Here is a 12,263-nt window from a genome sequence, read left to right as displayed (position 1 = left end):
GCTCGTACCGCCGAACGGAGGATTAAGCGAAAGCCCGAAAAAACGCGGATGACCGCCCGGACGGGGAGTAGTACACCAGGTGTTTTTGTTCACTCTTCTGCCGGAAAATGTTACCTCGATTGGGAGGTTTGACTTTTTGACAACGTGCCCACCTGCGAAGACTCGCCGTCACCGGACGCCCTGAGTCGCCACCGGAGAACGGACGGGATACCAGCCAGTATGCAAGGATCGAAAGTCGCGGCCCACCGGGCGTCACCCGAATGGCCCGTAACAAGTGCGGCGAGGACACTTCGAGGGGTCCCGTCAATCGGGATCAATCCGGGAAGTGAAGCCGTCGAATGACGCGCTCACCGCGACGGCGTCGCGATCATGGCCGATACGCGAGCGGGCAGGACGATTCCCAAGATCGGCTCACCCCGTGCGCCCGGCCGTCATTCCGGTGGTTTCGGGCGGACGGCGTCGACAACAAGATCGAGCTGCCGCCCGATCCGCTCCGCGTCCCGATCCGCGGCGGCGAGGAAAATCCCGAGAAGCATCAGGACGACGTCCTCGGCGTCGACGTCGGCCCGCAACGTGCCCGCGCGCGCCCCGCGCTCCAGAATCGACCCGACCGCGGCCGTGAGGCGACGGCGCGTCGCCGGGGTCGCGATGCGCCCCGAAGCCACGCTCGCGCGGAAGAGGTCGCCCATTCCCCGCTTCGTCTCGACGAACGCCGCGTAGCGATCCATCCACGCGCGCAACGCGACCTCGGGCGGGAATTCGGCCAGCAGCGCCGGCGCGCCGGCCGTGACGTCGTCGAGTTCGGCCGCGTACACCGCCTCGACCAGCGCCTCGCGCGTCGGGAAGTGGCGGTAGAGCGTGCCGATCCCGACCCCCGCGTCGCGGGCGATCGCTTCGAGGGCGACGGTGCCGTCGGCGGCCGCGAAGGCGCGCCGCGCGACCGCGATGAGCTTCTCGCGGTTGCGGCGCGCGTCGGAGCGGGCCGGGCGGTCCGGGGATTCGGGCGAAGACAAAGCGGAGGCACCTCCGGTTGTGCTACCTTCGGGTTAGCGGAGGCTCCTCCGCTTCGCCATCATCGCACGAAAGCGGGACAACCATGCCTTCTCCCCTGGCCGGCCGCACCGTCTCCCGTGTCGGGTACGGCGCCATGCGGCTCGAGAGCCTGCACAGCGACCCCGGCGCGGCCGTCGCGCTCCTGCGCCGCGCGTTCGAGCTCGGCGTCGACCACGTCGACACCGCCCAGTTCTACGGCAACGGCTTCGTCAACGAGGTCATCCGCCAGGCGATCCGGCCGGGGGACGACGTCCTCGTCGCGAGCAAGGTCGGCGCGGACCCCGACCCCGGCGGCCCGATCCCGCTCCGCCTCGCGCAACGGCCCGAAGAGCTCCGCGCGAGCGTCGAGGACAACCTCCGGGCACTCGGCCTCGACCGGATCCCGCTGGTGAACCTGCGCCGCGCCGACCGGCGGCCCGGCGTGCTCGCCGAGGGCGACCAGCTCGTCGGCCTCGACGACCAGCTCGCGGTGATGACGGCCCTGCGCGACGAGGGCAAGATCGGCGCGATCGGGCTCAGCAGCGTCACCCTCGACGTCCTGCGCCGGGCCCTCCCGGCCGGCATCGCCTGCGTGCAGAACGCCTACAACCTCATCGGGCGCGACGACGAGGACATGCTGGAGCTCTGCGTCGCGGAGGACATCGCCTGGGTCCCGTTCTTCCCACTGGGCGGCGCCTTCCGCGGTCTGCCGGTGGTGACCGACGAGCCGGCGGTCCGGCACGCCGCGCGGGCCCTCGGCCGCACGCCGGCCCAGATCGGCCTCGCCTGGCTGCTGCACCACGCCCCGAACACCCACCTCATCCCGGGCACCGCGAGCGCGGAGCATCTCGAGGAGAACATCGCGGCCGGCGACATCGTGCTCGACGCGGCCACGCTCGCCGCGCTCGACGCCGTCCCGTCCCGTTCGATGGACGTCGCGCTCCGCTGAGCCGATGGTCCCCTCAGGCACGACCGGCTGCGCTCCCCGAGTCCGCCAGTTAGTAATAGATACTTGACTACATAGTTTCCACTTACGTGCCCCCGCAACACTGGACGATCGAGGTAATACTAAGTACATTACTAATCATGGATGATGATCTCGCCACGGCCCGGGCGGTGCGCTCCGGCGTCCTGCGGCTGGCGCGGCGGCTGCGCGGTGCCCGCTCGGCGCACGCACTGAGCCCGGCCAAGGTCGGCGTGCTGGGGTACCTGTTCCGGCACGGCACCGGCAGTCCCGGCGAAATCGCCGCCGCCGACGGGCAACGGCCTCAGGCACTGACCAAAGTGTTCGCCGAACTCGAGGCCGAAGAGCTGATCACCCGGGCTCCCAACGAGAACGACGGGCGCGGCGCCGTGCTCGCCCTCACCGGCCGGGGCAGGACGGCACTGCTGGCCGACATGCGTGAGCGCGACGAATGGCTGGCCACGGCGCTCGACGAGCTCACCGAAACCGAGGCCGGGCTCCTGCGGCTGGCCGCTCCCCTGCTCGAACGCCTCGCCGACCAGACGGCCCCGCGCCCGTCGGAGCGCGAACATGCCGAGGAGGACGCATGACCGAGCCGTTCCCGTTCCCCCGTGACTGCCCGTACGACCCGCCGCCGCGGCTCGCACAGGTGCAGCGCGACGCGCCGATCAGCCGGGTCCGGATCTGGGACGGCAGCACCCCGTGGCTGCTCACCCGCTACGACGACGTCCGCGCCGTGCTCGCCGACCGGCGCTTCTCCGTCGACCCCACGCGGACCGGCTACCCCGCGCGCGGCCCGGCCGGCCGCGCGCGGCGGCGGGGGGCCGGCTCGTTCATCAGCATGGACGCCCCGGAGCACACCCGCCTGCGCCGCATGCTGATCACCGAGTTCACCCCGCGCCGCATCGCCGCGCTCCGGCCCGCCGTCGAGCGCACCGCGACCGGGCTGCTCGACCGGCTCACCGCCGGGCGCGGACCCGCCGACCTGGTCCAGGCCTACGCCCTGCCGCTGGCGTCGACGGTCATCGCCGATCTGCTCGGCGTGCCCTACGGCGACCACGAGTTCTTCGAAGAACGCGCCCGCGTGATGGTCGACGATTCCGCGTCCGGCGAAGCCAATCGCGCCGCGACGGCCGACCTCGCCCGCTACCTCGGCGGCCTCCTCCAGCGCCGGCGCGCCCATCCCGCCGACGACCTGCTCGGCAGGCTGAGCGCACAGCAGGTCGAACCCGGCCGGCTCGACCGGGCCGGGGCGGTGTCGATGGCCGTCCTGCTGCTCGTCGCCGGGCACGAGACCACCGCCAACCAGATCGCGCTGTCGGTGGCCTTCCTGCTCCGGAACCCGCGGCACGCCGAGGCGTTCCGGCACCCGGACGGGCCGCCCGCCACCGCCGTCGACGAGCTCCTGCGACTGCTGACGATCACCCACACCGGACGGCGCCGGGTCGCGACGGCCGACGTGCCGATCGGCGGGGTGACCATCCGCGCCGGCGAGGGTGTCATCGCCGCGGCGGACATCGCCAACCGCGACCCCGGCCGGTTCCCGGCTCCCGACGACCCCGACCTCGGCCGCACTCCCAACCACCACCTGGCCTTCGGCCACGGCGAGCACCTCTGCCTCGGCCACCACCTGGCCCGCCTCGAACTCGAGGTCGCGCTCACGACGGTGCTGCGGCGGCTACCGGCGCTCAGGCTCGCCGTGGCGGAGGAGGACTTGCCGTTCCGCCACGCCCATCCGATCTACGGCATCGACCGCCTGCCGGTGGCGTGGAACTGACCGGCCGGGCGCGGATCACCGCGGCGGCGAACCGGCGCTGCCCCGGCCCCAAGGTCTTGAATGACTCATTCAAGACCTCCGAGGTCCTGAATGAGTCATTCAGGACGTTCGCCCGCGCCGCCGGCCGCCGGCGCGGACACAGGTCACCACGGCGGGCCGGTACTGCCCCGCACGACCAATGTCACCGGCACCGGATCGACGGCCGCGGCCCGGATTCCCGTCGCCGTCTCGTCGAGCAGCGTCCGCACCACCCGGCGCCCCAGCTCGGAGAACGACTGCCGGACCGTCGTCAGTGGCGGCCAGAAGCTCGCCGCTTCGGGCATGTCGTCGAAACCGGCCACGCTGACCTCGCCCGGGACCGAACGGCCGGCTTCGTGGAGTGCGCGCAGCAGGCCCAGCGCCATCTGGTCGTTCGCCGCGAACACCGCCGTAACCGCGGGGTCGTGGCACAGCATCCGCCCCACGGTGTACCCGGATTCGGTCGACCAGTCCCCCACCACCGGCAGCGGGACCGGGCGGTCGAACCGGTTCAGCGTCGCGCGCCAGGCCTGTTCCCGGCCTTCGGCCGCGAACGAATCCGTAGGCCCAGCGATGTGCCAGACGGTTTCGTGGCCCAAGCGCAAGAGGTGCTCGGTCGCCAGCGTGGCACCCTGCGCCTGGTCGGTGTCGACGGCCGGGTAGCCGGCGCGGGGATTCGAACCGACCACCACCACCGGCACGTCCGCCGGGAACTCGATGCCGGGCCAGTCCAGGTCGTATTCCTCGACGAGGACGACCAAGCCTTCGACGGCCTGCGTCTCGAGCTGCCGGAACGCCCGCGTCACCGCGGACCGGGTCGGCTTGCCGAGCGACATCAGCTTGACCGTGTGCCCCTCGGCGGCGGCCGCCTGCGCGATCGCGTCGAGCGTCCGGCTGTTGCCGAGCGTGGCCAGCGTCGAGGTGAGCACGCCGATCGCGCGCGCCGGGTCCGGCAGCACGGCGGCGCGGCCACCCGGCAGGGCCTCCCCTGTCGTCCACTCTCGCATTCGCCCCACCCCTCACCGGCCACAACGGCTTCCAGTCGACGTCGAGGTGAACACACGGGTGCTGATTGTTCATCTCGATGTCGACAACACCACTACGGTGTAACGAACGGCGAAGAGTCGAAATGATTACGAGAGATCGGCGCTGACCTGCGGCGGAACGAGGGCGCCCCGGTTCGCCGGTGAACAACGTCACTGGTCGCCCGCGCGGCGGGCGGTGGCGCGCGGAACGCCACCGCCCGGTCATCGCTAGCGCTGGGTGTAGACGAACCCGGCCTTGTCGAGCTCGTCGCCGGAGCGGCCGTGGAAGCCCGCGATCTGCCAGCCGGCCGGGGCCGTGCGCGTCACGCAGTCCGACGTCGCCGAGCCACCCGCGAGCACCCGCCCGAGGTTGGTGGTGAAACGGGCCGAGAAGATCCGCGTGGTGCCGCTGTACTTGCCCTGGCACAAGGTCGCCGTCGTGACGTACTCGCCGCTGCCCATCGTCAGCGACGAGGCCGTCCCGCCGGATCCGCCGTGCGCGAGGGTCGTGCCGTTCTCCAGCGTCACGCCGACCTGGTCGATCCGGTTACCGGCGCGCAGCGACCACGTCCGGACGCGCGCACCGGCCGGCACGGCGTCGACGTCGGTGTAGTAGTCACCGTGCGGGCCGCCGTACTGGTCCGACAGCCGCAGCGCCGGGTTGCGCGTCCAGTCGAACCGGACCGTGATCGGGTCGTGGTCCGACAGCATCCGGCCGGCGTCGTCGAGGAACTTCGCGTGTTCGTTGTTGTACGCCGTCGCATTGAGCGAAACGAGCTTGCTGCCGCGGTAAAGGACCTTGTCGACGATCTCGCAGTCGTTCGTGACCTGCGTGTCGCAGAGCAGCGGGGGGCTGCCGGGCGCGGGCGCCACCCCGCCGCGCACGAGCTTCACCCAGGCGTCGGTGAGGCCGTTGTCCCCGGCGAACTGGGCGATCGTGTCGGCCGCGCGGGTGTAGCGCGTGTTGGTGTCGCCCATGACGATGACCGCGTTCCCGGCCGAGTGCGTCCGGATGAAGTCCGTCAGCTGCGCCAGGTTCGACGCCCGGGACGCCTCGTCGCCGTCGTTGGTCCCGGCGTTGGTGTGCAGGTTGTAGACGTCGGTGTAGACGCCTTCGGCGAGCCGGAGCCGCATGAACGTGAAGCCCTTGGGGGTCAGGCAGTCCCCCGAGTCGAGCTGGCAGGACTTCCAGTGCGCGCGCTCGAAGTCGTCGGTGTCGTAGGGCAGCGAAGAAAGCGTGTTCAGCCCGCTGCCGATCCCCGCGCCCCCGCTGGTCGGCGTGCGGTACGGGTGGTTGTCGGCGGCGTAGAGCGCGGCGTGGTAGTTGAAGTCCTCCTCGACGTGCACCAGGTCGTACGCGCCGATCCGCTGCCCGATCGCCGTCGTGGCCGGCTCCCGCGGCTTCGGCGCACTGTTGATGGCCTCCGGCAGGCCGGCGACGTTGTAGCTCAGCACGGAGAAGCTGCCGCCGTCGGTGGCGTCGGCGTGCGCGACGGCCGGGGCCAGCGCGCACGCCGCGACCACGGCGGCCAGGACGGCAAGGCTTTTCTTCACGAGAACTCCCGCAGGATTCGGAGGGACAGGCCGGTCGGGGTGTAACGGGGAACCACCCGGAAGCCCGGGCGGTCGGCCTTGACGACGGCGAAGCGCCCCTGGATTCGGCGGGCGCTCAGCACCGGGATCTCCCAGACGGGGCACGAGCCGTCCAGGTGGATCTCCAGTGTGCTGCCCGGGTCCAGGGTGACCGTGCCGGAAACCGCCAGCGCCGGGCCCGCGCCCGGTCGCACGGACAGCGTGCCGCCCGCTTGGCGGTAGCCGCCCACGCGCAGGCCGGACACCCGCAGGACCCCGCCCGTCACCTCGACGGCCCCGGTGCCGAGCGCGCACGGCGACGCCGCGACCAGCGTGCCCGCCGTCAGCCGCGTGCCGCCGCGGTAGCTGTTGTTGCCGTGCAGCGTCAGCGTCCCGCTGCCCGCCTTGACGAGCCCGCCGTCGCCGCCGATGTCGTTGCGCCAGCTGTCGTTGGCGTGGAACCCGCCACGGGCCGCGTCCAGCTCGGCGCGGACGCCGGCGTCGAAGGCCCCGTAGCCGTCGGCGGCGGCGAACAGGTTCAGCCGTCCCCACTGCTCCGGGCCGTCGAGCAGCGGGTTGCCCGCGGGGAACGCGGTCGTCCGCAGCACCTCGCGCCGCTGCCCGGCGGTCAGGTACGGGAGCCGGGTCTCCAGCAGCACTTCCGCGCCCTTCGGCACGGTCATCGGGAGGTTCCGGCCACGGCGCGGGAGCCCGTACGTCGCCCGCCGGGCGACCATCTCGGCGTTGGCGCAGCGGTCGGTGTACTCGTCCGGGCCGGCGTGCGCGCGGGCGAACAGCGTGTCGGCCGTGGTCCCGGTCTTCGCGGTGAAGTACGCCAGGGCCTGTTCGCGCGCGCTCGCCTTGAGCGTCGCGTTCTCCGGGTCCGCGAGCGTCGCGGCGGTCAGCGCCGTGGCCAGGATCCGCCCGCCGATGACGTCGACCGGGGAGTGCATCCCGGCGACGATCCGGGTGTCGGCCAGGTCGTAGGCCCGCGCCACCAGCTCCTGGAACCGCTCGGGCACGGCGTAGGCGAGCGCGAGGCACGCCAGGTGGAAGGCGTTGGTGTGGCCGCTCGGGTACCCGGCGTCGTCGACCGGGCTCGTGTTGCGCTGCCGCAGCAGCTGCGGGGCGACGATCACGTCGGACCGGTAGACCGGGAAGCCCAGGGAGTCGACCCGGCCGGTGTCGGCGACCCGGCTGTCCGCGGTCAGCCGCCACGGGCGGGGGTACTGGTAGGCGTACTTGCTGGGGTTGCCCGACGCGAAGGTGCCACGCACCGTGTCGACCAGCTTGGCCACCAGGCCGAGTTCGGAGTCGTAGGAGCCGGCACCGAGCGCCGAGCCCGCGGGGGCGTCCGCCGGGACGGCGTCGTCGATCTTGGCCGCGGGGGTGCCGTCGGGCGCGCTGGTGATGCTCGTGACGGCCTTGGCGCCGGTGCGGTAGAGGTCGGACAGGGGCCCGAGGCCGCCGATGGCGGCGTAGGACTGGTGCTGCCGGTCGTAGACGAAGGCCCGCTTCGCCTCGGCGGCGCTCCGCGTCCGGGTGACGGCGACGACGTGGCGGACGTTCGCCCGCAGCACCTCGGCGTCGAGCACGGTCCCGGTGTCCCACGACGGCCCGGTGCGCCAGAGCCGCTGCATCCCGCTCAGCGCCCGGACCGCGGCGTTGGTCTCCGGCGTCCGGTTGGCCGGGACGTTGGTGCGGTAGGTGTCGACGAACGCCGTCGCCTCCTCCGCCCAGGCGGGGACGCCCAGCAACGCGGGCGCGGCGATGACGGCGGGGACCAGCGCGCTCCGGCGCAGGAAGCTCCGTCTGTCCAATGTGTCCGGTGTCAACTCGTTCTCCTGGGGACGCCTGTACGGCGGATCGTCGAGGGGCGGCTCGCCCACCCTCGCGTCGGAACGCCGGGCGGGCGGGCATGCGAAAGCCAGGTCGGCCGTCGGGAATGATCAGCGCCTTGATCACCGGCGTCAAGGGCCGTCAGCAGGAATTCGGCCAGGGGTAACCGGCTGTCCGCGCGAGCGTTTCGTGAAATCGTCGAATTCGACCCTTTCGGCAGGTCCGGCCGGGCCGGTCGGCGTAACCACGGCTGGGCCGATCGCGCTCAGTCCACTGTGGACTGTCAGGCTCTCGCCCGCCGGACCGGGCCGGCGGGGGACGACGTCGCCGGGTCTGCACAGGCTCGACCGGACGGCGAAGCCGGCCGGATGTCGTGAACGACTCGTTCATGGCGTCCGACGACAGGAAAGAGTCATTCACGACGTCGCGGATCCGCCCGGAGGCGAACTTTGCCGGACGCCGCCCCGCCCGCTACTCCGAACAGACCACAAACCGGCCACCCGGGTGCAACTTGCAGATCCGCGTTGCCCGCTGTCGCCATTTCCGGGCTTGCGGTGACTTCCCCTCCCGCAGATCCTCCCGCAGATCAAGGATTCGTCAAGGCACCCTGTCGCGAGTGCGCATTTGATACGGGCAACACGGCGGGAGGAAATTTCCCTGAAGGAGGAGATGTGTATAGACTCCACAGTGGAGCAGTGAATTCTCACCCTCGGTCACAATAGCGTCACACTGGATGTGCCCCGCGTTCTTCAAGGAGCAGGAATGGCCCAGAAAGTCCTCGTCGAGACGCTCGACGACATCGACGGCACGCCCGCCGCCCGCACCATCCCGTTCGCCCTCGACGGCGTCACCTACGAAATCGACCTGTCCGAGGTAAACGCCGCCGCGCTGCGCGACGAACTGGCCCGGTACATCAGCGCCGGCCGCCGCACCGGCGGCCGCAAGGTCCGCGTCGCGACCGGCCAGCCGGCCACGACCGCGTCCGACCGCGAACGCAACCAGCAGATCCGGGCGTGGGCCAACGCGAACGGCTACGAAGTTTCCGAGCGGGGACGCCTGGCCTCCGAGGTCATCGCCGCCTTCGAGCAGGCGGAGATCGCCGAAGCGGAGGAGCCGGTCAAGGCCGCGCGCAAGCGGGCTCCGCGCAAGAAGGTCGCCGTCGCGAAGAAGTGACCACGCCATCGTCGTAGTCACACTCCTTCGCGGCGTCGCCGCACCGGGCGCCGCGCCGGCCCGGGCCTGAGGTCCGCCGGCGCGGACCCGCCGCATCCCGGATGTCTTGCGTCGCAACGGGGAATCGCCGGGCAGGCCGGTCCGGACAGGTGCACCGGCCGCCGGAAAGGGCTGCCACAGCTTCGGTCGCGCTCGCTCCCTGTGATCACGCCGCGCCAAACTCCGACCATCGGGCGAACTTCCCCCGCTCCCGTATACACCATGTGAAGTCCGGAACGGACCCATCGAACCCACTCCGGTGATCATGTAACGGTTTCCCCCCGTGTCGTCTCGGTACTTCCCAAGAAGCTCCGAGACCGTGTTTGGGGGAAGCTCCATGTTCGTAGACGGCACATCGGCCCGTTCCTTCCCGCCCGCCGTGGGAATCCGCCCACCGGCGTCGCGGCGTCCATTCAGTACTCCCGTCGCACCCGCTCCCGACGCCGGTTCCCGGGAGCCGGCCGGCGAACTGACCGTCCTCGGTGGTTTCCGGCTCGTGCTGGACGGCGAACCGGTCGACGTGAGCGTGACCGGGCAGCGCCTGGTGGCCGCCCTCGTCTGCCACTCCGGTTCGGTGGCCCGCCGCCGGATCGCGCACCTGCTCTGGCCCGACACCACCAGCGCGCGAGCGCACGGAAACCTGCGTACGGTGATCTACCGGCTGGAGCGCACCTGCCCCGGCCTTGTCGAAACGTCCGGTTCGTCCCTGCGGCTCGCCGGCGGGCTGCGCGTCGACCTGGAGTCGAGCACCGCGCTGGCCAACCGGATCCTCACCAACGCGGGCCCGCTCCCGGCCGCGCTGCGCACCGACGCGCTCGAAGCCGACTTCTACCACGACCTGCTGCCCGAGCTCGACGACGAGTGGCTGTTCGAGTACCAGGACCGCTACCACCAGCTCCGGCTGACCACCTTGGAAACGCTGTCGAGCCGCCTGGCGGGCACCGGTCTGCACGGTGCGGCCGTCAACACGGCACTGGCGGTCGTGCACGCGGACTCCCTCCGCGACAGTGCTCACCAGACACTCATCCGCGCGTGCCTCGTCCAGGGAAACCGGCAGGAAGCGCTCTCTTACTTCGCCGACTACCAGCGGATCTTCCGCGACGAGCTGGGCGTCGAGCCCGCCACGACGATGGGTCAGCTCCTTCGTGGACCGTCGCGTGATGTCGAGGCCGGGGTCGAGGTGTGACGCTTCGGCGACGGTGCCGCGACCACTCTTCCGAGTGAACGTTTCCGGAGCGACCAGGACAGGGAACCGGTGAGTGAAAGTGACTGACACGACCGATACCGCCCTCCCCCGGGAGGTGCCCGCGACCAAGGCCGTCCCGCCGCTGCTCGACGCGAGTGACGTCTGGAGCGACCAGATGGTCGCCACGACGGGCATCCCGGTGTACGACGTCCCGTTCGTCAGCGTCGGCGGGGGCATGGGTTCGTTCGTCACGGTCGACTACCTCCGCGTCGCCGGCAACGTCCCGGCCGAAGACATCCGCGTGCTGTCGAACCTGGACCACCCGTGGCAGACCTACGAGTACCTGACCCGGGTTTCCCAGCTGCCGCGCAGCCGCCGGATCCGCTCGGACTCGGCGTCCCGCCCGGACAACCTCTGGGGGTTCCCCTCCTACGCGCTGCAGGAAGCGTGGCGCACCCGGAGTCTCAAGCCGCTGACGCAGGTGTTCCTGGAGCCCGACTTCGCGGACTTCTACACCCCGCTGCTCGGCACGGTGCTCGACGGCATCGCGCGGGAGGCCGACCGCATCCGGTACCGCGAAATGCTGGTGCGGGGCGAAGTCCAGGTCGTCCGGCGGCGCGACGGCGGCGGCTACTTCACCCTGCTCTCGCCCGCCGGCGAGGCGACGGCCGGGCACGTCGCGTTCCGCTCCCGGGACGTGCACCTCGCGGTCGGCTATCCGGGCCTGCGGTTCCTGCCCGACATGCAGGCGTTCCGCGAGCGGATGAACGACTTCCACCACGTGGTCAACGGCTACGAAGACCACGAGCACGTCTACCAGGCGCTGCTCCACCGGCCCGGCACCGTCCTCGTGCGCGGCGGCGGCGTGGTCGCCTCCGCCGTCCTGCACCGGCTGATCACCGACCGGCTGGAGCACGGCGCGGAGACCAGGATCGTGCACCTGTTCCGGACCTACTTCGCCGGCAGCCACGGGCCGCACCCGTGGGCCCGCCGCCGGGGCCGCGACGGCTGGGCGTTCCAGGGGTTCAACTACCCGAAATCGGCGTGGGGCGGCCAGCTGCGGGCCCGGATGCGGCGGCTCGAGGGGGCCGAGCGGGTCCGGATGTACGAGCAGATCGGCGGGACCACGACCCCGTCGCGGCGGCACTGGCGCGCCGCGCTGCGGGTCGCCCGGGAAGCCGGCTGGTACCAGCAGCTCACCGGCAAGATCGCCGACCTGCGCCTCGACGCGGCCGGCATGACGGCCACCATCGGGCGCGCCGACGGCCTGACGAACGCCCGCGTCGACTACGTCATCGACTGCACCGGCCTCAACGGGGACATCACCGAGCACCGCGTCCTGGGCGACCTGCTGCGGCACAGCGGCGCCGGGCGCAACGTGCTCGGCCGGCTCGACGTCGGCCGCGCCTTCGACGTGCGGGGCACCGAAAGCGGCGCCGGCCGGCTCTACGCCACCGGGGCGGCCGCGTTCGGCGGCTACTTCCCGGGGGTGGACACGTTCCTCGGGCTCCAGCTGGCCGCGCAGGACGTCATCGACGACATCGCCCGCCGCGGCCACTGCGACCACATGGGACCGGCGAGCTCGGTCGGCCGGTGGCTCAAGTGGGCCACCGGACGGCAGATCTGACCACACGCACG

10 protein-coding genes are annotated in these 12,263 nt (G+C 71.6%); 6 read left to right on the top strand and 4 right to left on the bottom strand.

Going from position 1 to position 12,263, the window contains the following annotated elements; all coding sequences use genetic code 11:
• Positions 1 to 431: 431 nt before the first annotated feature.
• The gene (locus A3CE_RS0138245; RefSeq protein WP_020645388.1) at positions 432 to 1,013 is read right to left on the bottom strand and encodes a TetR/AcrR family transcriptional regulator; all 582 of its coding nucleotides are present in this window, start codon (positions 1,011 to 1,013) and stop codon (positions 432 to 434) included.
• 83 nt (positions 1,014 to 1,096) lie between these two features.
• On the opposite strand from A3CE_RS0138245, the gene A3CE_RS0138240 reads away from it, so the two are divergent.
• The 3 genes from A3CE_RS0138240 (at position 1,097) to A3CE_RS0138230 (ending at position 3,773) form a co-directional block, all read left to right on the top strand.
• Entirely contained in the window at positions 1,097 to 1,981 is an 885-nt protein-coding gene (locus A3CE_RS0138240) for an aldo/keto reductase (protein WP_020645387.1), read from the top strand.
• Between the two features lie 137 nt (positions 1,982 to 2,118).
• Positions 2,119 to 2,586 carry a MarR family winged helix-turn-helix transcriptional regulator gene (locus A3CE_RS0138235; protein WP_020645386.1) on the top strand — a complete coding sequence of 156 codons (468 nt, stop codon included), beginning with the start codon at positions 2,119 to 2,121 and terminating at the stop codon, positions 2,584 to 2,586.
• Entirely contained in the window at positions 2,583 to 3,773 is a 1,191-nt protein-coding gene (locus tag A3CE_RS0138230; RefSeq protein ID WP_020645385.1) for a cytochrome P450, read from the top strand. Before A3CE_RS0138235 ends, A3CE_RS0138230 begins: the two co-directional genes overlap by 4 nt.
• Positions 3,774 to 3,916: 143 nt before the next feature.
• On the opposite strand, the gene A3CE_RS0138225 is transcribed toward A3CE_RS0138230, so the two are convergent.
• The 3 genes from A3CE_RS0138225 to A3CE_RS59420 form a co-directional block, all read right to left on the bottom strand.
• Positions 3,917 to 4,798 carry a substrate-binding domain-containing protein gene (locus A3CE_RS0138225; RefSeq protein ID WP_043791308.1) on the bottom strand — a complete coding sequence of 294 codons (882 nt, stop codon included), beginning with the start codon at positions 4,796 to 4,798 and terminating at the stop codon, positions 3,917 to 3,919.
• A gap of 246 nt (positions 4,799 to 5,044) precedes the next feature.
• Positions 5,045 to 6,370: a jacalin-like lectin gene (locus tag A3CE_RS0138220; protein ID WP_020645383.1), complete on the bottom strand. Its 1,326-nt coding sequence runs from the start codon at positions 6,368 to 6,370 to the stop codon at positions 5,045 to 5,047.
• Positions 6,367 to 8,208 carry a phosphatase PAP2 family protein gene (locus A3CE_RS59420; protein ID WP_020645382.1) on the bottom strand — a complete coding sequence of 614 codons (1,842 nt, stop codon included), beginning with the start codon at positions 8,206 to 8,208 and terminating at the stop codon, positions 6,367 to 6,369. Before A3CE_RS59420 ends, A3CE_RS0138220 begins: the two co-directional genes overlap by 4 nt.
• Positions 8,209 to 8,989: 781 nt before the next feature.
• On the opposite strand from A3CE_RS59420, the gene A3CE_RS0138210 reads away from it, so the two are divergent.
• The 3 genes from A3CE_RS0138210 to A3CE_RS0138200 all read left to right on the top strand — a co-directional run bounded on the left by A3CE_RS0138210 (position 8,990) and on the right by A3CE_RS0138200 (position 12,252).
• A complete protein-coding gene (locus tag A3CE_RS0138210; protein ID WP_020645381.1) occupies positions 8,990 to 9,400 on the top strand; it encodes a histone-like nucleoid-structuring protein Lsr2 in 411 nt (136 codons plus the stop codon).
• Positions 9,401 to 9,776: 376 nt separating this feature from the next.
• Positions 9,777 to 10,625: an AfsR/SARP family transcriptional regulator gene (locus tag A3CE_RS52210; protein ID WP_020645380.1), complete on the top strand. Its 849-nt coding sequence runs from the start codon at positions 9,777 to 9,779 to the stop codon at positions 10,623 to 10,625.
• Between the two features lie 79 nt (positions 10,626 to 10,704).
• Positions 10,705 to 12,252: an FAD/NAD(P)-binding protein gene (locus A3CE_RS0138200; RefSeq protein ID WP_211231868.1), complete on the top strand. Its 1,548-nt coding sequence runs from the start codon at positions 10,705 to 10,707 to the stop codon at positions 12,250 to 12,252.
• Positions 12,253 to 12,263: the final 11 nt, after the last annotated feature.

The sequence above is a fragment of the Amycolatopsis balhimycina FH 1894 genome, from assembly GCF_000384295.1.
Lineage (GTDB): Bacteria > Actinomycetota > Actinomycetes > Mycobacteriales > Pseudonocardiaceae > Amycolatopsis > Amycolatopsis balhimycina.
This window is presented reverse-complemented; position numbering and strand designations above follow the sequence as displayed.